The organism is Pseudomonas phytophila, from assembly GCF_025643095.1.
Lineage (GTDB): Bacteria > Pseudomonadota > Gammaproteobacteria > Pseudomonadales > Pseudomonadaceae > Aquipseudomonas > Aquipseudomonas quasicaspiana.
The window spans coordinates 683488-707883 of the sequence record NZ_CP081201.1 but is presented as its reverse complement, the minus strand read 5'-3'; the positions used below and the strand labels follow the sequence as shown (position 1 = coordinate 707883).

Genomic DNA, 24396 nt, shown 5'->3' with positions numbered 1-24396 from the left:
ATCAGGTCGCCGACGGGAAGAACATATCCAGCAGCGCTGATCCCTGCGGCCCGAGTCTCGCCGCGTATTGCTCACGACTGAATGGCTCGCCCGTGCGCAGATCAAAGATACGGCCTGCAGGCTCACCGGTCCGATGACGACCGGCTGGACTTTCGCTCAAGCGCACCTTGATGAATTTGAAATGCTCGCCCACTACCTCCTCAATGTTTTCGATCCTGAAAAAGGTACCGGGTTTGAAGACTGATTCAGCTTCCTCCCAATCCCCCGAAAAAGGCGCTATTGGGGTTGCCGTGCGATAGGCCTTGGCCGGAACTTCGAAAACGATGGAGGTATCGTCGAACCTGATCACCGCACCGTCGTTGATGTGCAGCTGGAAAATATGCGATTGCACGCCGCCCTGGCTGCTGGAAAAAATACGCGCCACATAAGGGTTTTCGCTGAACGAGGTGAAGTCAGTGTTGACCAGAATATCCCCCGTTTTGATCGTCCCGCTGCGAAACGTAATGCCTGATGTACTGCGATGGCCGCTACCACCGCGATACAGGTCCACGTCGTTGTTGCAGCCGATGCTGTCGATATCCTCGGCAAGCTCCTCGATCATTTCGATCTGATTGGGAAGTGTCGATTCGCCGGTGCGCAGGTAAACGTTGAAATCTTCGTCGCGCGCGGTGTAATCAGATACACGACCACCAATGTACTCATCCTCGGTTTTGAACAGCCGATGCTCGTCGCCCCAAGCGTCAACCAATAGCCGGTTGCCGTGTTCATCGGTGCTGATGAATCCACCCGTGTCCATTTCCGAGTCGAAATCCGAAGCAGGGTCGTATTCCCGAACGCAGTCATCCACCACCGCCTTCTGCCGCGCGAGGGCTATTTTGGAGAGCTGCTCCTCTTCGAGCAGATCGAAGCGCATGTAGGTATCCCAGAATGCGGATCGGGTCGGGACCAGTGATTGTGATTGGGAGCCTGCCGATGAAGTTGCACCTTCAACTCCATCGATGGGAGAGCCGCCACCCAGGTGCGGTGGAGCCAGTAACTCCCACTCTCCCACAGCATTGAGCCGCACCGGTTTGAAGCCAAAGAAAGCGAACGGATTTTGAGGGTTGACGATGGCCCAGGTTCGCAAGGAGCTGTTGTATGAAACACGATAAGGCAGGTTGCGGATTTCAATCCACGTTTCACCATTGGTTAGCACCCTGATGCCTTGCATGTGCCCGGACGCATCAGCAATGTCTTCATCCAGAATCACGTTACCGCGCATTTCGGCCAGAAACGCATCGCTATTTTGAGCAGGCACCCAGTCATCCACCGTTTCAATTGCAACGCCCGTTTCCGACAACGCGGCGCCCGCCCCCGCCATGTCCGGCAGGTTGAACACCACAAAAACCGAATTGAGGACAGCGCTGATCACCCCGGCCTTGCGCAGCCTTGATGTGTTGCCGTTAAGGGCCTGATCAATACTCAAGCCGACATTGGTAAGTGCTGCCCCTACGAGCGTCAGGGTCAACGGCCATGCCAACGGGGCGATCCCGTCGAACACCTGGGTGAAGGCGTTCAGATAGCCTATCATCATTTGCTTGCGCAGGTCGGAGTTCGAAGTGAGCAGCAGATATCCCTGCGCCTGCATGTTGGCCTGGGCACGTTCACGCAGGTGCTCGAACACGTCTGTGACAATCTGCTGATCGATGCGATTGATGACTTTCTGATCGGACCACTCATGCCTTTGCAATTGCCCGATCCAACCGTCAAACACTCCGCTGTCCTGCTCCTTGGCGGCCTGCGAGGAAAAGAAATGCAACGTAAAGGTCGACCGCGACGCGTCAGTCGCGCATTGTTCCAACACCCAGGCGTGCAAAGCAGCATCACTGGCAAAGAAATGAAACGCAGGCCGTTGAGAAGGCACGTATAGAATCTGGCCTCCCTTGCCATCGACAATTCGAACAATGTCGTGGGCGACATACTCTCCGATATCGAAACTGCGGAACGTGATGCCTGACTGAGGAACGACACGCGCACGGAGCACCGCGCGGGTCATGACATCCGGCACCGAGGCGGCTACGGCATCAATAACCGTCTGGTAGTGCTCGTCCGGTAATCTGTCGGCACGCTTTGCGTTAGCGGCGGCGGCCAGAAAATGTGCTTTGGCGAGGGTGCGGAAATTTTCGCCATGCGCGGCCCAGAAGCGCTTCACTGCGCCTGTGTAGATCGTCGCAAAGTCCGCAGCCCAGAAATCATTCAGTACATCCTGGGGCAAAAGCGCGACTTCGTTATGCTCGTTGAAAAGCCGGCACTCTGGCCCATCGGTGTAAAAGCCACCCGTCTGTTGCAGCGTCCCGGGCGTTGCGTCCTGGTCCTCGGCGCTGAAGCGATGCATTACCAGTTCCACCAGGGTCGTGGATTCGGCAGGCTGACCAACATGTTCCCACCCAGTGAAAGTCCGCGGGCTGGAGCGGGTGCCGTCAGTAAAACGATGCCAGTAAATCTGATCCGGATTGAGATGCCCGACGGAATGTTTTTTCAGAATCCTGCGTGCCAAGGCATACGCCAGCCCATGAATATCGGGGTAATCCTCCAGAAACCAGCGTGCCATCCTTTTCAGCCGGGATTCATCGTCGGAGTGACGTTGTTGAAGTGCTGCACGGTCAAAGCCGGTTGTTTTAGACGCCATTTTTATCCATTCCTTTGGATCTAGTGAGGGCTTATCCAATCAGCAAAGGAAGGAGGATGTGCAGTAATTAATTACCTACTTGCGATGAGCGACGCCGCTATCACTCGATGACTGGGCTTTGTACGAAAAGTCGGCGCGGGTAGAATTGCCATCAAAAATCCCGTCGTTAAAGAGGGAGCCTTGCCCGAATCCATTCCAGCCGTGTGGGAGGCATCGTGATTGTGTGGTCTGTCTGGTCCTTGTCATCTTGATAGACAATGCTGTCTTCGGAAATCTTAAGCGGCTCATGTCCGGGTTGGCCGCCCCAGAAAACCTTATAATATCTCCTCACTAACAGCTCGCCTTGATCGTCCAGAATAGTCAATCGGACCCTTTCCATACCATCGCCATTAAAAAAACTATTATTTACCCCGGCCCCGCAAATAGTTATCACGAACGTTTTATTGTCGATTGTTTTCGCACCTCCATTTAACTTTTCAGTGTGGTTAAACCCCTGACAATTAGAATTGTCGAACAGGTTAAATACAGCGGAGTACATTGCCAAAACAAGCAACGTAAAAACAAAGAAGAAAAAAGAGCCAAAGTATTTTTTTCCTACAGGGGTTCTGAGAGGTTGCATACTGCATCCAGCCTTATGAAAACAGGCTTTTTAGCTTGTGGTTTTTTGGTGTACTGTAGACCATAACTCGCTACCCTGGCATTCTTTACTATTCATTATAATAGACAGGTGGCGAGCGAATACTCAAGGTAGAATGTAAAACTCAACGATATCAGAACGCAATGCCAAGGGGGCGATGGTGTTTTTGATCCAATATAAACCGGGCGATAAAGGCTGTCCTGGCGGCGGGATTGATGGAGAGTTTCAACGCTATGGCTGGAACTCGAATGACTTTTCGGATGCCAGATTCCCTCAGCCAGGAACCCTCCTCGATTTCCTTGCCAGGCACAAAGCCTTGGATACTGATTTCTTTTATTTCGGTAGCGAATTCATCTGCTCTGAAAAACTGCTGAACATAATCAGACTTTTCCGCTATGGCAGAATGGATACCATAGAAGTCCGCGTCCATCTTCAGGGACACAAATCATCGACAACACCCAAAAAATATTTTCTTTTACGCAGCCGGGAAATCAGGAGCCTGCTAGACAAAAAGAACGCTGTTTATGAAATCAGAAAAGACCCGACCACACACCTGCCTGAACAAGACAACTATCATGATGGCAGAGACATTTACGACTCGATAACACGATTTGTTGTTGAGAAAAAGGATATTGATTTAGACTTTTTTATTTGCAGTGAAATGCTCATGAAGGAATATGTCTTTTCATCAAGACTAAAGCAAGCCATCGAGTCAGAAAACTTAAAAGGCATGAGCTTCATTGATATCGAGGAAAGTATTTATGATGCGAAACTTGAATTCTAGCCTTCGCCTTGGCGAACCCATTACAATCGTAGATTTGATTATTTTTTTAAAATCCGGACCAGCAGTCCTAGACGACTTATGCTTGTATACAGAGGAAGAAACAGAGCTCATAACGCCTGAAACAATCTGTTATCTGGATCGTTATCCAGAGATTATAAACGACGAAGATGTTCACAGTGAATTTGTAACCGCCAACGGACTTGAACTCCTGTATTACGGAGAGCAATTCAATGATGTGCTACGCAATATATACGACCAGAAACAAACTGCAGACATGGATATGGTCATCAGCGCACTGAACCACTACATGGATAATGACGATTTTTTAGATATCGTCTGACTCAAGGTTCCGGCGCTAACGCATCGGCGCACGAACTGCCGATCAATTGACACAGACAGGACAGGTTCGTGAATATGATTATGGGAGTGGATATATGGTAAATCTGCAAGAGGCTCGACACTGGATTGAGGGAGAAATTTATTCAAGCCTCCTTGAGCAAATGGTTCAAAATCCAAAACTGGCGACGAATGACAAAATCGTACCTGACGCATTACTGGGGTATGACATTGAGGACATTAATGCAGCCGGTGTTACTGTAAAGGACCTTGAAGTAGTCGCCAGCGACAAGCTTTTTTGCGAGAAGTACGTGCTTGCAAAATTGAAAAGCATTGAGGGGACTGAGGATCAGCAGGAAGGAAAGCATAGTGAAGATGAAGATGACGTTCTACTAGAGACGCTCCCATTTTATAAAAACTTTCTGAACATTTATCTGATTGAACTGCACCTCCTGAAAACCAAACCGGAAATGCTGGATTCTTACCTGAAGAAAATCAGGATACCGAATGCTAAACAGTACGCGAAGCAACTGCGATCTGTTTATGAGTCGATACGTTAGGCCTTTGATGCAGCGGAACATCATTAAACGGATGTTCCGCTGGCTAAAACAGTACCGCAAAGCAGGCACTCGTTACGACAAGCAGACCTGGAGCTTCACGGCTATGGATACCTCGGTTCCTTGGGTGAAACTGGACGCGGGTTCAAAAGGCGGAAGCGAATTCATTCGCATGTGTCCGGCTCAACTGACGGGTACGCCAACATCCCCCAGTGTGACTGAATTCATTCGCGAAGAGGCCCTTACATTCAATGCATATCCGTCGCCTGTACCGCCGCCTTCGCGGATGAATCCGCTCCCACAGGGTATGTGTCCGGCTCAACTGACGGGTACGCCAACATCCCCCGGTGGGAGCGAATTCATTCGCGAAGTGGCCCTTGCATTCTATGCATGCGTGTCGCCTGTACCGCCGCCTTCGCGGATGAATCCGCTCCCACAGGGTATGTGTCCGGCTCAACTGACGGGTACGCCAACATCCCCCGGTGGGAGCGAATTCATTCGCGAAGTGGCCCTTGCATTCTATGCATGCGTGTCGCCTGTACCGCCGCCTTCGCGGATGAATCCGCTCCCACAGGGCATGTGTCCGGCTCAACTGACGGATACGCCAACATCCCCCGGTGAGAGCGAATTCATTCGCGAAGTGGCCCTTACATTCAATGCATACGCGCCGCCTGTACCGCCGCCTTCGCGGATGAATCCGCTCCTACCGGGTATGTGTCCGGCTCAACTGACGGATACGCCAACATCCCCCGGTGAGAGCGAATTCATTCGCGAAGAGGCCCTTACATTCAATGCATACGCGTCGCCTGTACCGTCGCCTTCGCGGATAAATCCGCTCCTACCGGGCATGTGTCCGGCTCAACTGACGGGTACGCCAACATCCCCCGGTGGGAGCGAATTCATTCGCGAAGAGGCCCTTACATTCAATGCATATCCGTCGCCTGTACCGCCGCCTTCGCGGATGAATCCGCTCCCACAGGGCATGTGTCCGGCTCAACTGACGGATACGCCAACATCCCCCAGTGGGAGCGAATTCATTCGCGAAGAGGCCCTTGCATTCAATGCATATCCGTCGCCTGTACCGCCGCCTTCGCGGATGAATCCGCTCCCACAGGGCATGTGTCCGGCTCAACTGACGGCTACGCCAACATCCCCCGGTGGGAGCGAATTCATTCGCGAAGAGGCCCTTACAGTCAATGCATACGCGTCGCCTGTCCCGCCGCCTTCGCGGATGAATCCGCTCCTACCGGGCATGTGTCTGCCTCGGTTGATGTCCCGCGCGAATTCATTCGCGAAGGGACGTTACATCCGCAGCCCGTGTATCGACATAAACACCGCTGTTCAGTCAATCAACAGCAATGCTTTGACAGCCAACCAATTCAACAGGTTAGAATCGGTTGGCACGGTGACTGCATGGTCATAACGTACTGCCCTTCTTTTCTTATCGACTTTTCTGCATGGAGAAACGCCCTTGGATGCCACAACCATCAACAGCCTGTTCTTGATCGGCGCGTTGCTGGTGGGTGCAAGCATTCTGGTCAGCTCTATTTCTTCGCGTCTGGGCATCCCGATTCTGGTGATCATCCTGGCGGTCGGTATGGTCGCGGGCGTGGATGGCGGCGGGATTATTTTCGACAACTACGCCACCGCGTATCTGGTGGGCAACCTTGCGCTGGCAGTCATTCTGCTAGACGGCGGCTTGCGAACGCGGGTCTCCAGTTTCCGGGTGGCGTTGTGGCCCGCGCTGTCGCTGGCAACGATCGGAGTCCTTATTACGACGGCTCTGACAGGCATGGTCGCGGCCTGGCTGTTTAATCTGAACATGATTCAGGGCTTGTTGATCGGCGCTATCGTCGGATCAACAGACGCGGCTGCGGTGTTTTCCCTGCTGGGCGGCAAAGGCCTGAATGAGCGAGTAACCGCCAGCCTTGAAATCGAATCCGGCAGTAACGACCCGATGGCGGTGTTCCTCACCGTGACCCTGATCGGCATGCTCGCCAACGGCCAGACCAATCTGGAATGGAGCCTGCTGGTCCATCTCATTCGCGAATTCGGTATCGGCGGCGTGATCGGTCTGGGCGGTGGCTGGCTCATGTTGCAGTTGGTAAACCGCATTAATCTGGCGACCGGCCTGTATCCGATTCTCGTTATTTCTGGCGGTTTGGCGGTGTTTGCCCTGACCAACGCCATCCACGGCAGCGGTTTTCTGGCGGTTTACCTGTGTGGGCTGGTGATGGGCAACCGCCCGATTCGCAGCCGTCACGGTATTTTGCACATGCTTGACGGCATGGCCTGGCTGGCGCAGATCGGTATGTTTCTGGTCTTGGGCCTGCTGGTCACGCCCCACGACCTGCTGCCGATTGCGATACCGGCACTGGGCCTGGCGCTGTGGATGATCCTCGTCGCACGCCCGCTTTCGGTCATGGTCGGGCTGCTGCCGTTCAAAGCCTTCCACGGACGTGAAAAGGCGTTTATTGCCTGGGTGGGCTTGCGCGGTGCAGTACCGATCATTCTGGCGGTGTTCCCGCTGATGGCCAACCTGCCCAATGCGCAGCTGTACTTCAATCTGGCGTTCTTTATCGTGCTGGTTTCGCTGTTGGTACAGGGCACCAGCCTGCCGTGGGTGGCCAAGCTGCTCAAAGTGACTGTCCCGCCCGAGCCTGCGCCGATTTCCCGCGCGCCTCTGGAAGTCCACGTCACCAGCGAGTGGGAGTTGTTCGTATACCGTCTCGGTGCAGAAAAGTGGTGTATCGGTGCCGCCCTGCGCGAACTGAAAATGCCCGCAGGCACGCGCATCGCCGCCCTGTTCCGCGGCCAGCAACTGCTTCACCCGTCGGGCAGTACAACACTGGAAGTCGATGACCTGCTGTGTGTCATCGGCCACGAACATGACCTGCCCGCCCTGGGCAAACTGTTCAGCCAGGCGCCGCAACGTGGTCTGGACCTGCGTTTCTTCGGCGACTTCGTGCTGGAAGGCGACGCTCAACTGAGCGCAGTTGCCGCCTTGTACGGTCTGAAACTGGACGGTCAGGACGGCAACATGCCGCTGAGCCAGTTCATTGTGCAGAAGAATCGCGGCGAGCCGATTGTTGGCGATCAGATCGAATGGAATGGAACTATTTGGACAGTTGCTGTGATGGAGGGGAACAAGATCCTCAAAGTCGGCGTCAGATTCCCGGAAGGAAGCAACCCAGGTCCTGGTTTGTTCCTCTAAACTGCCCTTCTATTCGATCAGCTCGACCGGTGTCTATGTTGCCCCTGCGTAATTTCTTTGCTGCCATCCTGCTCGGCTTTTGCCTCTCGTCTTTCCCGGTACTGGCTGCCGATCCACCCACGCGCGAGGCCGTGCAGCAGAGCCTGGACAAGATCGCCGACCGCAAACTGCCCGATGCAGACCAAAAAGCCCTGCAGCAGGTGCTGGAACAGACCCTGGGCTTTATCGACAGCAAAAGCGATAACGAGAAAAAGCTCACTGCGCTCAAGCAGCAACTGAACGACGCACAGAAGCAGATCTCCGAAAACCAGCGGGAACTGACGCGCCTCAAAGGCAGCAAAGTCATTCCCGTCGCCCAGCGCTATGGCAGTCTTGACGTGCCGCAGCTGGAAAACATGCTCAGCGAGCGCAGCACTCTGCAAGGCGAATTGCAAAAAGCCTTGAGCGATGCCAGCAGCATGGTCATTACTGCCCAGACTCGTCCTGAACGCGCTCAGGCCGAGATCAGTAATAATCAGAACCGCATCCAGCAAATCAACAGCATTCTCAAGCTGGGTAAAGACAACGGTAAAACCCTCAGCGCTGAACAACGTACTCAGCTCAATGCTGAGCTGGCGTCAATCAATGCCTTGAATGTATTGCGCCGTCAGGAACTGGCGGGCAACAGCCAGTTGCAGGATCTGGGCAACAGCCAGCATGACCTGCTGGTAGAGAAAGTCAGCCGTCAGGAGCAGGAAATTCAGGAACTGCAAAACCTGATCAACGAAAAGCGCCGCGCCCAGTCCCAGCAGACGGTGACCCAACTGTCTCTGGAAGCGCAGAAAGCCGGGAGCAGCAGCCTGCTGGCGACCGAAAGCGCCGCCAACCTCAAGCTCTCCGACTATTTACTGCGCGGCACCGACCGCCTCAACGAACTGACCCAACAGAACCTCAAGACCAAACAACAGCTGGATAACCTGACCCAGACTGATCAGGCGCTGGACGAGCAGATCAACGTGCTGCGCGGCAGCCTGTTGCTGTCGAAGATTCTCTACAAACAGAAGCAATCGCTGCCACATCTGCAACTGGACAAAGGCCTGGCAGACGAAATCGCCGACATCCGCCTGTATCAGTTCGAGGTCAATCAGCAGCGTGAGGCGATGAGCAGCCCGGTGGCCTACGTTGAAAAGCTGCTGGCTACTCAGCAGCCAGCGGACATCACTCCACAGTTGCGCAAAACCTTGCTGGACCTGGCCGTGACCCGCAGCGATCTGCTGGAACGACTGAACCGCGAACTCAGCGCACTGCTCAATGAATCCATCACCTTGCAGCTCAATCAGAAGCAGTTGGTCAGCACCGCCATCAGCCTGCGCGAGACGCTGGATGAGCAGATGTTCTGGATCCCCAGCAACAAGCCCCTCGATGTGGAGTGGTTTCAGGGCATCTGGCCACGTCTGCAAAAACAGGTGGCGACGCTGCCCATCGCCTCCAGCGCCAGCGAGCTGAGTGATGGCCTGACCCAGCGCCCCTTGTTATTCCTGCCGCTGCTGCTGTTGATCGGCGTGCTGACGTGGAGACGCAAAGCGCTCTACAACAAACTCAACAAGCTGCATGCCGATATCGGCCACTTCAAACGTGACAGCCAGTTGCAGACGCCGCTGGCGATTCTGATCAATATCCTGCTGGCAATGCCGGTTGCCTTGGCGCTGGCCTTATGTGGTTATGCCCTGCAAATTGACGCACGCGGGCAAAACGCCAACCTGGGCGAAGCACTGCTGCAAATCGCACTGGCGTGGCTGGTGTTCTACACCGCCTACCGGATCCTTGCGCCGGGCGGCGTGGCACAACTGCATTTCCGCTGGGAAAAGGCGCAGGTCGAATTCCTTCAGGGCTGGATGCGCAAGCTTGGCCTGGTCGTACTGGCGCTGGTCGCGGTTGTGGCGGTGGCCGAACATCAACCTGCCGCACTCGCCGACGACGTGCTGGGCATTGGCGTGGTACTGACCTGCTATGCGCTGATGGCATGGTTGCTTGGCCGTCTGCTGCTGACCAGCCCAAGCAATCACAACGCTTCGCTGTTTCGCAAAACCATGGGCATGGCGTTTACTGCGCTGCCTATCGCCCTGTTTGTCGCGGTGTGCTTCGGCTACTACTACACCGCGCTGAAACTCAGTGATCGGCTGATCGACACCTTGTACCTGATGATGCTCTGGCTCGTGATCGAGGCAGCCTTCGTGCGCGGTCTGAGCGTTGCTGCACGACGTCTGGCCTATCAGCGGGCACTGGCCAAGCGTCAGGCAGCCAAAGAAGCGGGCGATGGTGATGCGGTGGTCGAAGAGCCGACGCTGGACATCGAACAGGTCAACCAGCAATCGCTGCGCCTGATTCGTCTGGCACTGCTGGCCGGCTTCGTGGCTGCGCTGTACTGGGTGTGGTCGGATCTCATCACCGTGTTCTCGTACCTGGACAACATCACTCTGTACGAATACACCAGCGGTACTGGCGCCACCATGAGCATGGTGCCGATCAGCCTCGGCGACATGATCGGCGCGCTGGTGATCATTGGCATTACATTCGTGTTGGCGGGTAACCTGCCCGGCTTGCTGGAAGTGTTGGTGTTGTCACGCTTGAGCCTGGCTCAAGGCAGTGCTTACGCGACCACCACCCTGCTCTCTTACGCCATTGCCGGTATCGGCTTCGTGTCGACGCTGTCGGCACTGGGTGTGAGCTGGGACAAGCTGCAATGGCTGGTAGCGGCGTTGTCGGTGGGCCTTGGTTTCGGGATGCAGGAGATCTTCGCGAACTTTATCTCGGGCATCATGATTCTGTTTGAGCGTCCGGTGCGGATTGGCGACACCATCACCATCGGCAACCTGTCGGGTACGGTCAGCAAAATTCGCATCCGCGCCACGACCATTACCGACTTTGACCGCAAGGACATCATTGTCCCGAACAAGACGTTCATTACCGGGCAACTGATCAACTGGTCGCTGACCGACACCATCACCCGGGTGACTCTAAAACTCGGCGTGGATTACGGCTCTGACCTGGATCTGGTTCGCACGTTACTGCTCAAGGCAGCCCGGGATAACCCGCGCGTGCTCAAGGACCCGGAGCCAATCGTGTATTTCCTGAACTTCGGCGAAAGCACGCTCGATCATGAGCTGCGCATGCGCGTGCGCGATCTCGGCGACCGCAACCCGGTGCTCGACGAGATCAACCGTTTCATCAATAAAGAGTTCAAGAAGCAGCACATCAACATCTCGTTCCGGCAGATGGAGGTCTACCTCAAGAATCTCAGCGGGCAGGAATACAAGCTGGTGCCTACGGATGAAGAGCCAAAACCAAGCGGCCCGCTCAAGTTTGAATCTGCAGAGCCGGTCAAACCTGCGCCGAAGGATCAGCCAGAGCCGCCGGAGCTGCGACTGGATTAAAGCCGGTTACAGAAATCTGCAGGAGATCGCTCTGTGCCCTGACACAGCGCTGTCGCGAAGCAAACATTGGACCTGTAGGAGCTGCCGAAGGCTGCGATCGCGGTGTATCAGGAGAAATGCTTCGCAGCCTTCGGCAGCTCCTACAGAAAATGCATTTCAAGCCATTAATTTGCATTTTGTTTGATAGGAGCTCGGCAGCTGTTATCAAACAACATACAACCACTTGATCTGGAATTCTTTTCTGGAGCGACCGGGGTGGCGCTCCTACAGGTTCAATGTTTTCCGCGAGACAGCGCGGCCATCGGATGAACCTGCAGGTCTCCTATACCCAGCCACCAACTGGACGCATCCGGACCAACCCAGCAGAATGCTCGGACATTCTGCTGGAGAAGGCCTGTGAAAGCCCTCGACGAACTCACCTTCGACAATCGTTTTGCCCGCCTGGGCGATGCGTTCTCCACTTCGGTTCTGCCTGAACCCATTGCCGAGCCCCGGCTGGTAGTCGCCAGCGATGCGGCACTGGCACTGCTTGACCTCGACCCCGCACAGGCCGAACTGCCGTTATTCGCTGAAATCTTCAGCGGGCACAAACTCTGGGCCGATGCCGATCCACGGGCGATGGTCTATTCAGGTCATCAATTCGGCTCCTACAACCCGCGCTTGGGCGACGGCCGAGGATTGCTGCTGGGCGAGGTGTATAACGCGGCTGGCGAACACTGGGACCTGCATCTCAAAGGCGCCGGGCAGACGCCCTACTCCCGAATGGGCGACGGGCGCGCGGTGTTGCGCTCATCGATCCGCGAGTTTCTGGCCTCTGAAGCACTGTACGCGTTGGGTATTCCGAGCAGTCGCGCAGGTTGCGTCATCGGCTCCAGCACGCCGGTATGGCGCGAGAAACAGGAACGCGCCGCGATGGTGCTGCGTCTGGCACAAAGTCATGTGCGCTTTGGCAGCTTCGAATACTTCTACTACACCAAGCAACCTGAGCAGCTAAAGGAACTGGGCGAACACGTGCTGGCGATGCACTTCCCGCAATGTCTGGAACAGGCCGAGCCGTACCTGGCGATGTTCAAGGAAATCGTCGAGCGCAACGCCGAGCTGATCGCCAAATGGCAAGCCTACGGCTTCTGCCACGGGGTGATGAACACCGACAACATGTCGATTCTGGGCATCACTTTCGATTTCGGGCCGTTCGCGTTTCTTGATGACTTCGACCAGAACTTCATCTGTAACCACTCGGATCATGAAGGCCGCTATGCCTTCAGCAATCAGGTGCCCATTGCCCAATGGAACCTCAGCGCGTTGGCTCAGGCATTGACGCCATTCATCAGCGTCGACGCCTTGCGCGAGACCATAGGGCTGTTTTTGCCGCTCTATGAGGCCCACTACCAGGACCTGATGCGCCGTCGTCTGGGCTTGACCAGTGCCGAAGACAACGATGGCGAACTGATCAGCGGTTTGCTCAAGCTGATGCAGAACAGCGGCATCGATTACACACTGTTCTTCCGCCGCCTCGGTAACGACCCCGCCGTACAGGCATTGCAGTTACTGCGTGACGACTTCGTCGATATCAAAGGCTTCGACAACTGGGCCGAACGCTATCTGGCGCGGATCAGCCGCGAAGACAACGGCACCGACCAGCAACGCCAAACGCGCATGCATGCGGTCAACCCGCTCTACATCCTGCGCAACTATCTGGCACAACAAGCCATCGACGCCGCCGAGAACGGCGACTACGAAGAAGTCCGCCGGTTGCATAAAGTGCTCAGTGATCCGTTCAACGAGCAGCCGGGCATGGCTGGCTACGCCCAGCGTCCACCTGATTGGGGGAAGCATCTGGAGATCAGTTGTTCGTCTTGATTGCAGGCTGTGGTTGAGCTGACATCGGCGTGTCGGCGGTCATCAAGGGCGACACGCCTTGGGTATCGGACTGGGTGCCTTTGCCGAAGGCGTGTTTGTATTTGGCCATGACCTCGAACAGGGTCAGAACGCGGAACTCCTTTAATTCCGGGTCAGTCGTATCGGGATACTCGGTAACATAGCCAGTTTCATCTGATCGCCAGCCGTATTCAACCAAACCTGTCCGGATTCGGATGCTCTCAATTCCTAGTTGATGACGATCCATGCTTTTATCCCGAGCATCTGCGCGAACAGCACTTTCTGCCAGTTGGCGAGAGAATATGGATAACGTTGACTGAGTTCTCGCTGTATCAGAAGCGACGGAGGTTGTTTTCTGCACAGTCGTCGAGGAAACGTTATTAATCTGCGCACCTTTGCCGACTGCGGCACTTGCGCTGGAGACAGCGTTAATCATGGATTGACCTCTAAGCTGACTAAGCGATGAAGATCAGTTAACTTTGTTTGCGGCAGGGAGCGGATCAAGAATCGTCGCACAGGGCTTAACCGCGTCGACAATTGGCTTTACCGCCTCAGGTTTATTTTTACCCGGTACAGGTTGCTCTTTTTTCTTTTCCGGCAACTGAATACCCGCGAGGATTTCGTATAAGTTCAACGTTCGCTCACTGGACTTGCGCGAACCGCCGTGTTCCGTGATGCTGGTTTCAAGCCGACTTTCATAACCTTTATCGTAGCGAGCGCGCTCAATGGCGGGCAGGGCTTTGTAATGTTCGAGGCATTCGGTCATGAACTTGGGATTCTTGCCGCAGTTGCTATATTCCTGTCCTGCACGGGCTATTGATCCTGCTCGCCATTGTTGCTCCAGACTCGAACTGCGCGACCAGGCGGCCTGTCTTTCATTGACCGTGTACGAGCCTTTGTCGTCGTACGCAATAAGAACCGCCTGCTCAAGGGTTAGGTCCGCAAATGGGTTTTTCGCAGTAGGGTCCTGGGCCACAGATTTATTGACGTAGATCGTCGCCAACCTGGCTCGCTCAATCAGCACGGGATCGTCGGTCTTCGGCACTTCTGCGTCGTGCCGGGCTTTGTTGACAACGTACGACTCACCCAAAATATGATCTACCGTTTTTTTCGCAAATTCTCCCAATTGCTCACGCGTCATGCTCTTCTCGCGGGCTTCAGCACGTACAGCACTTTCACCGAGTTGGCGAGAGAGCGTAGAGACGCTGGCGGTATCCGTTTTACTTGAGATGTCCTGGACGGGCTTATCAATGCCGGTGGTATTAGAGTACCCGCTCTTGATAGTGGAGCTTGTAGCTATTGGGGAAGAAGACAGATTAACATTAGAAACCATACAAACTCTCCAACGGTTAATAATAAAACCCAAACAAAAACCAACACAAAGAAAGAACCACACATATGATCACTCAGACAGCCACCATTAAAACCAACGCCAACGGCGCAAGAACATAAATTTCTTCATTAAAATACCTTAAATAAAAATCAAACTTGCTTTGTTTTTAAACTTGAGAAAACGGTAGCGCCTTACAAAAAAAACTTACAACTATCCAAACGACTACATCACAGGCAATAGCCCGTAACCACTGGACAAAGCAGCCTTATAAAAAGCAAATTTTCAGAGGGATCTTTATTTACTGTAAGAAACGCCCTACAGCAGGGGCTAATATGACGGCGTTTTTGTAACTATGTAACGCGCAGAACAGGGAGGGAATAAACGAAGCACAGTCAGTAAAGCGCGATCATTATTGGGGCCGGATAGCCTCTATCCACTCCACAGTTTTCGTCATTCAGAAAAGCGTCAGAGGCATTTCCCCCACTTAAAAAAACACATCAGCAGGAACGCCAAACCGCTCGGACAGGTAACGTATCTGACGCACATTGAGCTGCCGCTTGCCGCTCAAGATTTCAGAAATGACCGATTGGGTTCCGACTTCAGGCAAATCTCCTTGATTCAACCCGTGCTCCCCCATCAGGTACCGCAGAGTCTCAACGCCTGAAACCGTAGGCATGGGGCGATGTTCGTGGTCATAAGCCTCAATGAAGTCGCCAACCAGAAGTACAAGACTGTTTAGCGGATGTGACTCATCATCGCCGATAAGGGCTAACAATTCGTCCAGCGAATCCACCAGCGCATCGTAATCGGCTTCGTCCTGAGGCCTGCGCAATAGAGGAGAGACAAAAGGCCAATGTTCTGCCGCCTGCTTGATGAGAGCGCTCATGATTAATCCTTCCACTTACCTTTGTCATACTCGGAGTGATCGAGTACGTGCTTAATGTAGATCCGCTGTGCTGAATAACTAACCCACGCGATCAGTCTTACCTTGTTGCCGCCGATATCAAAAACATGCAGCGGGCCGACCTTGTCGATGCTTGGGAAAATCGCCCTCATGGCTGCAAAGTCTGTGGGACGGCATGCTTTAACCAATCGGTACCATGCGTCCAACGCGCTGGCAGATCGCGGCCATTTCTCCTTCGCTTCCCATATCCGCTTTTCAGTGATTACCCGCATCAGCCATCCCAAGTCGTATTTCACGAGAGGATGTTAATCACGAAATCAGATATCGCAAACTGCGATACTCAAAATAGACCAATCCTACAACTCAAGCAACCACCGCAACCCCATCGCCACATGCTGCTCAGTGCTGTCGATCAACGGCAGCGGGCTTTTTACTCCCTCAAGCAACAATCCGATTTCGGTACAGCCCAGAATTGCCGCCTCCGCGCCCTGATCGCGAAACTGCTCAAGCACATTCAGGTAGTAGTCCCGTGCCGGTTGATTGAATTGGCCCAGGCACAATTCGGCGAAGATCACTCGGTCGATCTCGATCATGCTTTGAGCATCAGGCAACAGGACTTCGATACCGAAGCGTTCGGCGAGACGGTTGCGGTAGAAGTCTTCCTGCATGGTGAAGCGCGTGCCCAGCAGTGCGGCACGGGATACACCGCTGGCTTGCAGAGCCTCGCCCACCGCATCCCCGATGTGCAGCAGCGGGATGTCTACCGCAGCCTCAATGGCGGGTGCGACTTTGTGCATGGTGTTCGTGGCCAGCAGCAGCGCGCCTGCACCGGCTCGCTGCAAGCCCTGCGCAATTCGCACCAGTTGCTCACCTGCAACATGCCACTCACCGGATTTTTGCAACGCAGCAATGCCTGCGAAGTCAACTGAATGCAGGATAACCGGCGCTGAATGCAGGCCGCCGAGCGCGTCACGAACACCTTCGTTGAGCAACTTGTAGTAAGTGGCCGTGGATTCCCAGCTCATGCCGCCTATAACGCCGAGGGTTTTCATGCTTTGCTCCGTCACTGAACCGTTGGAACCAGACTAGGGGCATGAATCACCCCAAACCAGTTACAGCCAGGCGGCAACCGAGCAGTACAATCTGCACGTCATTAGATTTTGGAGGCCTCATGTCAGAACCGATGCTGATCCCCTGCCCGCATTGCAACGGGCTTAATCGAATCCCCAATGAACGCTTGGGCGACCAGCCTAAATGTGGCCGCTGCAAGCAACAGGTGTTGCTGCGCGCGCCGTTCAACCTCACCCAAGGTGATTACGCCAGCCAGATCAAAGGAGACTTGCCACTGTTGGTGGACGTCTGGGCCGAGTGGTGCGGTCCGTGTAAGTCCTTCGCGCCGATTTTCGAACAGGCCGCCGGTGAATTGGCTGGACGCTGCCGACTGGCCAAGCTGGACAGTGAGGCTAACCCGCAGTTGTCAGGACAGTTGGGTATTCGGTCGATCCCCAGCCTGATTCTGTTCCGCAATGGTCAGGAAGTTGCCCGTCAAAGCGGTGCGTTCCCATTGCAGCAATTGCTGGCGTGGTTGAAAAGCCAGGGCATCTGAGTCGTTCCAGGGGAAGCCTGTGCGTTCGCTTTGCTGATTTTTCCGTAGGGCCTTTCCGAAACAGCGATTTGTCGCTCCCGACTGCGTTATTCAGACCTAGGATTTGCTTCCGACTCGCTTAACGGAAGTACATCCATGTCATACGTAGTCAGGGAAGACGATCCAACCACGACCGGTGGATTTGTGTTGAGAGCATCTGCGACTCAACTCATGGACCTGCGCAGACTCGCGCGGATGGGCGACCCGGTGTGGTGCCCAGCCTGCGAGACCGTTGGCTACATCGCTCAGGGCAACCCGACGTTCATTGATGAATACATCGCCGTTGCAACGCACGGTCATAACGTCAAGTGCGAGTGCGACGTTGGCAGTCATCAGTTGATCGCGACCCAGCAAACCCTGGCGGCAGACATGGATGCAGCCATTGATATCCCCAAGGGCCTGGCCAAACGGGCGCGGCTGGTGGTGGACAAGATGAATGCTGCAGTGAAGGAGGGAATAAGGCCCTGCGACCTTCGCTCAGCAAGCAAAACGTAGTCGCTCAGACCAATACACTTTCTGTAGGAGCTGCCGAAGGCTGCGATGGTGGTCTGTCTGACACTCCGCTTCGCGACCGTCGTAACCTCCGATGGCTCCTACAAGTCATGATTGCCAATGCATCACCCTAAGCATTGGTCTCCAACCAATGATGCAGCTCCACGAACTGCTGAGTCAGTTTGTGGCGCGGCTCAAGGTAGATCAGGGGTTTGCTGGCCTCGTGCGATTCACGCATCTTCACCGAGGCGTTCAAATACACCGGCAATACAGGCAACCCCTCGGCGATAAGCTCGTCAAGCATCTGCTGCGGCAGGCTGGCGCGTGGCTGGAACTGGTTGACGATGATCCCTTCTACTTGCAGGTCTTCGTTGTGATCTTCCCGCAGCTCTTCAACTTCCTTGATCAGGCCGTACAGCGCCTGACGCGAGAAGCTGTCGCAATCGAAAGGGATCAACACTCGATCAGCGGCGATCAGCGCCGAAACCGCATAAAAATTGAGCGCTGGCGGCGTATCCAGGTAAATCCGCTCATAGTCCTCGCTCAGTTCGTCCAGCAACTTTCTGAGCTTGTTGATCTTGTGTTTGGCTTCCAGCTTGGGCTGCAGATCCGCCAATTCCGGGGTCGCGGTCACGACATGCAGGTTGTCGAAAGGTGTTTCGTAGATATCGACGTGATTTTTCTTCGCAAAAGGCGCGGACGACAGGGTCTGCTTGAAGAATTCCGCGATGCCCATGGGGATGTCATCCCCCGTCAGACCGGTAAGGTACTGAGTCGAATTGGCCTGCGCATCAAGATCGATCAATAGCGTCCGATACCCTTCATGAGCACTGACCGCTGCCAGGTTGCAGGCGATGCTGGACTTGCCAACGCCACCTTTCTGATTGAAAACCACCCGACGCATGAGTTGACCTCCGTGGTGCCTGGATTGAGTACAGGGAAATGGTTGGTGACTGGAGTCTATGCAATGCACGTTACAACGGCGAGCGCTTCAACCACACGCGACAAAATCCCACCGGAAAAGTGTCAAATTCCGACATATTTGTTTTTAACAAATTGCTACTGTTCACCCTCATCGGGATAATGCCCGACGTTTGACCGGAAACAAGCGAGTTCCGGGCAGATCGCCAGCGATATCGCAGTAAGCAGTAGCCCGCAGGGGCGGGAAGATAATCCATTGATCACGTTCAACATCGCACAATGGCGCGCCTGGGCACCGGGGTTGACTCACGTCGACGACTGGCAGCAATGGAGTCGGCATCCGACACCTTTGCAGCGTAGCGATGAGGCTCCTGATGTGTCGTTCCTGCCTGCCATGCAGCGCCGCCGCCTGGGTCGTCTGGCACGCATGGCATTTGCCGTGGGCTGGCCGCTGGCTGATGGCCACGAGCGGCTGCCGCTGGTCTTTGTCTCGCGCCACGGTGAAACACCACGCACCTTCGAAATTCTGCGTGATGTCGCTGATAGCCAGCCCTTGTCGCCTACCCAGTTCAGCCTGTCCGTGCACAACGCGGTCATTGGCTTGTGGTCGATCATGCGCGGTGAAACCAGCGAAATGACGGCTCTGGCTGCGGCGGGCGACGGTCTGGAGCATGGCGCGTTCGAAGCGGCTGCGCTGTTGGCAGAAGGTGCGCCTGCGGTGCTGCTGATCGTGACCGAAGAACAGCCGCCCCTCGCCTATGCAGACTGGATAAACGACGTGCCCTTCCCGTACGCCGTCGGCCTGCTGCTGACCCCGGGAACGGACTGGCAGTTGACCCTGCAACCGGCCAGCGCAGAGGAACTGCCTGGTAGCGAATGGCCCCACGCGCTGAATCTGCTGCGAACGCTCAACACTGAACAACACACTTGCCGACACGCCTGGAAGAACCGGTTATGGAACTGGCAACGCAACCACTGAAAAAGCGTCAGGACGCCTATTACTGGCGCCTGTTCGCTACCGCGATGTGCTTTGCCCTGTTCGGGTTGGGCGGGCTGTGCCTGCGCTTGCTGTATTTCCCGCTACTGCGCTGCTTGCCAGGCGATCAGGCTAAAAAGCGCCAGCGGGCCAGGCGCACCATTAGCCGCCTATTCTGGGTGTTCATCCAGCGTATGGCGAGAAACGGCGTACTGACTTACGAAATAGAAGGCGCAGAACGCCTGGGTCGCCCAGGCCAGATGATCATCGCCAATCACCCGTCACTGATTGATGTGGTGTTTCTGATCGGGCTGGTGCGCGACGCCAACTGCGTCGTCAAACACAGCCTGTGGGAAAACCCCTTTACCTGTGGACCGGTGCGTTCCACCGGTTACATCAGCAACGACGGCAGCGCCGAGATGCTCGACACCGCCGCTGACGCCCTGCGCGATGGCCAGACCCTGATCGTATTCCCGGAAGGCACCCGGACACAGCCCGGTTGCGCGCCGCAATTTCATCGCGGCGCGGCGGCCATTGCCTTGCGTGGTGCCTCGGTGATCACTCCGGTCGTCATTCAGGTCAGCCCGACGACGCTGACCAAGGCCGAACCCTGGTATCGCATCCCTTTACGGCGTGTGCACTTCAGTTTGCGCGTTGGCGCCGATATAGACCCACAAGCCTTTGCTGCGCTAGGCCCGGCGCCTGTTGCGTCGCGCAAGCTCAACGACCACCTGCATCACTACTTCATCAGGGAGCTCGCCTTGGATGAGCGTTCTACATCAAGACATTAAGCAGTTGATCATCGACGCCCTGGGCCTCGAAGACATCAGCACTCACGACATTGGCAACGACCAGATCCTCTTTGGTGAGGGGCTGGGTCTTGATTCCGTAGATGCCCTGGAACTGGGGCTGGCGATCCAGAAGCGTTACGGCATCAAGATCGATGCGGACGCCAAAGACACCCGTGACCATTTCACCAGCGTCGACAGCCTTGCGGCCTTTGTCAGCGCACGACAAGCGGCCTGAGGATTTGACATGCAAACCCGTGAAGACATCTTCGAAATCCTGCGCGATGCGCTGGTAGAGCTGTTCGAACTTGAGCCTGAGCGAGTCACTCTGCAAGCCAATCTTTATCAGGATCTGGAAATTGACAGCATTGACGCCGTGGACCTGATCGACCACATCAAACGCAAGACCGGCACCAAAATCGCTGCCGAAGAGTTCAAGGCGGTGCGCACCGTCAACGATGTCGTCGAGGCGGTTTACCGTCTAGCCAACACCGCAGCATGAAGCGGCTGATCGGTCTGGGTCTATTGCTGGCGGGTGTGTTGTACCCGTTCGCGGTTTACTACGGCACCGAACACTTCGCGCCCTGGCAGTTTGCGTTGCTACTGGGTGTCTTGTGGCTGGGACGCGCGCTGACCGCGCGCAAGCGGCCCGCCACACTGATCACCGCACTGATCGCCATTGGCTTCTGCCTGCTGCTGGGTCTGCTCGACAGCGCTGAATTGCTACGTTGGTACCCGGTATTGATCAGCGCCTCAATGCTGAGCCTGTTTGGCATGAGCCTGATTTACGGCCCTCCGATCGTCGAACGCATAGCGCGTTTGGGTAATTCGCAGTTGTCGGAAAAGGCTATCTGCTACACACGCCAGGTCACGGTGGTGTGGTGCTGTTTTTTTCTGGCCAACGGACTGATCGCAGCGGGTTTGACGCTCTGGGCTCCGCTGTCCTGGTGGGCGCTGTACACCGGACTTGTTTCATACGGATTGATGGGCCTGCTGTTTGCAGGCGAATGGTTAGTCCGCCGCCGAGTCAGAGGCGCGGCATGAAATGGAATGCATGAACCGGATGGTTGTTGACTGGATTAAACCCGAACACCTGCTGCTGGACCCGCAGTCAGCCCGTGAGCTGACGCAGGCTCCGGCGCTGAACCACTCGCAGTTCTGCGAGCAGGCACTGAGCGTAGCGGCGGGCCTGCAAGCTCAGGGCATCAAGCGACTGGCCGTGCATCTGGAAGATGCTGGCGAGCTTGCAGTTGCGCTATTTGCAGCCTGGCGCGCGGGCATCAGCGTATTGCTGCCCGCCGACCTGCAAGCCCAGACCCGCGAGCGCTGGTCCGGTCATGTAGATGCCTGGCTGACTGATCTGCCGGGCGACCGAAAGCTGCATGAACTGCACGCCGAGCCATTGCCGCCTGCGCTGCTGGATCTGGATGAATGCTGCTTGAGCCTGTGTACGTCCGGCTCCAGCGGTGAACCCAAGCTGATCGAAAAGCGCTTGCGGCAGTTGGCCAATGAAGTCGATGCGCTGGAACAACTCTGGGGCGCAGAACTGGGCGCGGCCTGCATCATCGGCAGCGTGGCGACTCAACACATCTATGGTTTGCTGTTTCGCGTGCTGTGGCCTTTGAGCGCGGGGCGTTGCTTCGTTCGCAAACAGCTGCCGTTCCCGGAAGACTTGCAGCGTGCCAGTCGCGAGTTCCCGAATTTTGCCTGGGTGGCCAGCCCCGCACTGCTCAAGCGCATGGGCGACAACCTCGACTGGCCGAGTCTGGGCAAGGTGCGCCGGGTATTTTCCTCTGGCGGCGCACTGCCTGCAGAGGCATCTGCAAGCCTGCATCAGCGTCTGGGCCAGTGGCCGACTGAAATCCTGGGCAGCTCGGAAACCGGCGGTATCGGCTGGCGTCAGGGTGACAACCTCTGGCAGGCCTTCTCAGGTGTCGAACTGGGCCAAGATGCCGACGGTGCCTTGCGCATCAGCTCGACCTATATGCCGGCAGGTCACATCGAACAAACCGCCGACGCGGTGCGCATGGCCAGCGACGGCCGATTTGAACTGCTTGGCCGGCTGGATCGCATCGTCAAACTCGAAGAAAAGCGCATTTCCCTGCCGCTATTGGAGCAGGCACTGGTCAGCCATGAATGGGTCAGTGAAGCGCGTCTAGGCGTGGTGCAGGAAAATCGCGCATCGCTTGGCGCATTGGTGGTGCTCAGCGCAGCAGGCTTACACGCCCTGCGCAATCAAGGCCGACGCAATCTGACGCAAACCCTGCGCCAGCACTTGAACGGCCATTGCGAAGCCATCGCCCTGCCTCGTCGCTGGCGCATGCTGCGTCAGCTGCCACTCAACGCACAGGGCAAACTGCCTCAAGCCGAGGTTCAGGCGCTGTTAATGGCCCCTCGCGGAAAAGAACCGGAAGTGCTGGCGCAACAGAACATTGATGGCGAGTGGCAGCTGCAATTGAGCGTGCCACCGGATCTGGCGTACTTCAGCGGACACTTCCCGACAGCTCCGGTATTGCCGGGAGTGGTTCAAGTGAACTGGGCCATGGCGCTGGGTCAGCGCCTGCTCGATATGCCGCCGAAATTTGCCGGTATGGAAGTTCTCAAGTTTCAGCAACTGGTCCGCCCCGGCGACCAGATCAGCCTGACCCTGCGCTTCGACGCCGAGCGCGGCAAGCTGTACTTTGCCTTCCGCAACGGCGACGCGCCGTGCTCCAGTGGCCGGATATTGCTGGAGGTGGGGGATGTTTGATTTAAAAGCGGCCACGGACGCTTTCATGCCGCTGCACTGTCACGCGACAAACATCAACTCTGTAGGAGCTGAGGAGCACCGCGAGGCTGCGATAGCGGCTTGCCTGACACACCCGTATCGCAGCCTCGCGGTGCTCCTCAGCTCCTACAGGAAACTCATTCCCTGCCATAAGTTTGATTTAAACCCGAGCGCATCCCCTGTGGGAGCGAATTCATTCGCGAAAGCGGTGTGTCAGGCAAAGATGCTTTTCAGTTCGGCCTTCTTCGCGAATGAATTCGCTCCCACAGAATCCCCAACGCATTCGCGGGCAAGCCTCGCTCCAACAGGGAGTAAGCATGCATAACCCCTGCGCCATCATCCCGGTGTTTGATCATGAACTGGCGGTGCCTGCGGTAGTTCAGGCGGTGCTCGCCGCTGGTTTGCCGTGTGTGTTGGTGGATGACGCCAGCAGCCCGTCCTGCGCTGCGGTGCTGCGTGAACTGGCGCAAGGCGACAACGTTTATCTGGTCACGCTACCGGTCAATCAGGGTAAAGGCGGCGCGGTCATGGAGGGCTTCCGTGAAGCCCAGCGTCTGGGCTTCAGCCATGCACTGCAAGTCGATGCAGACGGTCAGCATGATCTGTCTGACATCAACCTGTTCCTTGAGGCATCACGCCAGCAGCCCAATGCGTTGATCTGCGGCTATCCGCAATACGATGCAAGCGTGCCCAAAGGCCGTTTGTATGCCCGTTACCTCACGCACTTCTGGGTATGGGTCAACAGCCTGTCCCTGCAGATCAAGGATTCAATGTGCGGCTTTCGGGTTTATCCGTTGGCGCCGGTGCTGCATCTGATCAACACCGTGCAGCTCGGCAAACGCATGGATTTCGACTCGGAAATCCTGGTTCGCCTGTCGTGGTTGAATCAACCCATGCACTGGCTGCCAACCAAGGTGCATTACCCGCAGGACGGCCTGTCGCACTTCCGCATGTTCCACGACAACGCGCTGATCTCGAAAATGCACACCAAGCTGTTCTTCGGCATGTTGGGGCGTTTTCCGTTGATCCTGTGGCGGCGGTGGTTGCCATGATCGATGTGTTTGCGGGAAACCCCGTAGGAGC

General features: G+C 55.8%; 23 protein-coding genes. 15 read left to right on the top strand and 8 right to left on the bottom strand.

The genetic code is table 11. The features are described from left to right. Position 1: 1 nt before the first annotated feature. Together K3169_RS03130 and K3169_RS03125 are read right to left on the bottom strand one after the other, a co-directional pair. Positions 2–2668, bottom strand: a complete 2667-nt coding sequence (locus K3169_RS03130; protein ID WP_263269909.1) for a dermonecrotic toxin domain-containing protein — start codon at positions 2666–2668, stop codon at positions 2–4. Between the two features lie 166 nt (positions 2669–2834). After that, positions 2835–3287, bottom strand: coding sequence for a hypothetical protein (locus K3169_RS03125; protein WP_263269907.1), 453 nt, complete (start codon positions 3285–3287; stop codon positions 2835–2837). A 178-nt stretch (positions 3288–3465) separates the two neighbouring features. Here K3169_RS03125 and K3169_RS03120 point away from each other — a divergent pair, with 178 nt between their 5' ends. The 6 genes from K3169_RS03120 to selO all read left to right on the top strand — a co-directional run bounded on the left by K3169_RS03120 (position 3466) and on the right by selO (position 13469). Beyond that, positions 3466–4089 (top strand): Imm43 family immunity protein, encoded by a 624-nt coding sequence (locus K3169_RS03120; RefSeq protein WP_231675837.1) that lies wholly within the window; start codon positions 3466–3468, stop codon positions 4087–4089. Further along, complete coding sequence (locus K3169_RS03115; protein ID WP_263269905.1) at positions 4067–4429, top strand: hypothetical protein; 363 nt, start codon at positions 4067–4069, stop codon at positions 4427–4429. Before K3169_RS03120 ends, K3169_RS03115 begins: the two co-directional genes overlap by 23 nt. Before the next feature lie 94 nt (positions 4430–4523). Continuing rightward, a complete protein-coding gene (locus K3169_RS03110) occupies positions 4524–4985 on the top strand; it encodes a hypothetical protein (RefSeq protein ID WP_255877700.1) in 462 nt (153 codons plus the stop codon). Between the two features lie 1468 nt (positions 4986–6453). Then, the gene (locus tag K3169_RS03100; protein WP_122397662.1) at positions 6454–8196 is read left to right on the top strand and encodes a potassium/proton antiporter; all 1743 of its coding nucleotides are present in this window, start codon (positions 6454–6456) and stop codon (positions 8194–8196) included. Between the two features lie 35 nt (positions 8197–8231). Continuing rightward, on the top strand, positions 8232–11609 hold the full coding sequence (gene mscK / locus K3169_RS03095; protein ID WP_263272204.1) for a mechanosensitive channel MscK: 3378 nt from the start codon (positions 8232–8234) through the stop codon (positions 11607–11609). Positions 11610–12005: 396 nt separating this feature from the next. Then, on the top strand, positions 12006–13469 hold the full coding sequence (gene selO / locus K3169_RS03090) for a protein adenylyltransferase SelO (RefSeq protein ID WP_263269902.1): 1464 nt from the start codon (positions 12006–12008) through the stop codon (positions 13467–13469). Here the strand turns inward: selO and K3169_RS03085 are convergent. The 5 genes from K3169_RS03085 to K3169_RS03065 all read right to left on the bottom strand — a co-directional run bounded on the left by K3169_RS03085 (position 13453) and on the right by K3169_RS03065 (position 16776). Then, complete coding sequence (locus K3169_RS03085; protein ID WP_231675833.1) at positions 13453–13923, bottom strand: hypothetical protein; 471 nt, start codon at positions 13921–13923, stop codon at positions 13453–13455. The two genes, selO and K3169_RS03085, sit on opposite strands and share 17 nt — an antisense overlap. Positions 13924–13956: 33 nt before the next feature. After that, positions 13957–14820 (bottom strand): hypothetical protein, encoded by an 864-nt coding sequence (locus K3169_RS03080; protein ID WP_263269901.1) that lies wholly within the window; start codon positions 14818–14820, stop codon positions 13957–13959. Positions 14821–15304: 484 nt separating this feature from the next. Further along, positions 15305–15706, bottom strand: coding sequence for a type II toxin-antitoxin system HigA family antitoxin (locus K3169_RS03075; RefSeq protein WP_231666275.1), 402 nt, complete (start codon positions 15704–15706; stop codon positions 15305–15307). A gap of 2 nt (positions 15707–15708) precedes the next feature. Continuing rightward, a complete protein-coding gene (locus tag K3169_RS03070; RefSeq protein ID WP_263269900.1) occupies positions 15709–15996 on the bottom strand; it encodes a type II toxin-antitoxin system HigB family toxin in 288 nt (95 codons plus the stop codon). 84 nt (positions 15997–16080) lie between these two features. After that, a complete protein-coding gene (locus tag K3169_RS03065; protein WP_263269898.1) occupies positions 16081–16776 on the bottom strand; it encodes an aspartate/glutamate racemase family protein in 696 nt (231 codons plus the stop codon). A gap of 119 nt (positions 16777–16895) precedes the next feature. Here K3169_RS03065 and trxC point away from each other — a divergent pair, with 119 nt between their 5' ends. Together trxC and K3169_RS03055 are read left to right on the top strand one after the other, a co-directional pair. Beyond that, positions 16896–17330 (top strand): thioredoxin TrxC, encoded by a 435-nt coding sequence (gene trxC / locus K3169_RS03060; protein ID WP_099268033.1) that lies wholly within the window; start codon positions 16896–16898, stop codon positions 17328–17330. A gap of 135 nt (positions 17331–17465) precedes the next feature. Continuing rightward, positions 17466–17864 (top strand): PAAR domain-containing protein, encoded by a 399-nt coding sequence (locus K3169_RS03055; protein ID WP_263269896.1) that lies wholly within the window; start codon positions 17466–17468, stop codon positions 17862–17864. Between the two features lie 127 nt (positions 17865–17991). On the opposite strand, the gene K3169_RS03050 is transcribed toward K3169_RS03055, so the two are convergent. Further along, a complete protein-coding gene (locus tag K3169_RS03050) occupies positions 17992–18765 on the bottom strand; it encodes a ParA family protein (protein ID WP_099268031.1) in 774 nt (257 codons plus the stop codon). Between the two features lie 273 nt (positions 18766–19038). Here K3169_RS03050 and K3169_RS03045 point away from each other — a divergent pair, with 273 nt between their 5' ends. The 7 genes from K3169_RS03045 (at position 19039) to K3169_RS03015 (ending at position 24365) form a co-directional block, all read left to right on the top strand. Next, entirely contained in the window at positions 19039–19761 is a 723-nt protein-coding gene (locus tag K3169_RS03045; protein WP_122397653.1) for a beta-ketoacyl synthase chain length factor, read from the top strand. After that, the gene (locus K3169_RS03040; protein ID WP_027901953.1) at positions 19737–20549 is read left to right on the top strand and encodes a lysophospholipid acyltransferase family protein; all 813 of its coding nucleotides are present in this window, start codon (positions 19737–19739) and stop codon (positions 20547–20549) included. The genes K3169_RS03045 and K3169_RS03040 overlap by 25 nt, the downstream gene beginning before the upstream one ends. After that, complete coding sequence (locus tag K3169_RS03035; RefSeq protein ID WP_027901954.1) at positions 20524–20784, top strand: phosphopantetheine-binding protein; 261 nt, start codon at positions 20524–20526, stop codon at positions 20782–20784. The genes K3169_RS03040 and K3169_RS03035 overlap by 26 nt, the downstream gene beginning before the upstream one ends. Positions 20785–20793: 9 nt before the next feature. Next, complete coding sequence (locus K3169_RS03030; RefSeq protein WP_027901955.1) at positions 20794–21048, top strand: acyl carrier protein; 255 nt, start codon at positions 20794–20796, stop codon at positions 21046–21048. After that, complete coding sequence (locus tag K3169_RS03025) at positions 21045–21590, top strand: hypothetical protein (protein WP_122397652.1); 546 nt, start codon at positions 21045–21047, stop codon at positions 21588–21590. Before K3169_RS03030 ends, K3169_RS03025 begins: the two co-directional genes overlap by 4 nt. A 19-nt stretch (positions 21591–21609) precedes the next feature. Continuing rightward, positions 21610–23295, top strand: coding sequence for an AMP-binding protein (locus tag K3169_RS03020; RefSeq protein WP_411567043.1), 1686 nt, complete (start codon positions 21610–21612; stop codon positions 23293–23295). A 335-nt stretch (positions 23296–23630) separates the two neighbouring features. Beyond that, positions 23631–24365 (top strand): glycosyltransferase family 2 protein, encoded by a 735-nt coding sequence (locus tag K3169_RS03015; protein ID WP_263269893.1) that lies wholly within the window; start codon positions 23631–23633, stop codon positions 24363–24365. Positions 24366–24396: the final 31 nt, after the last annotated feature.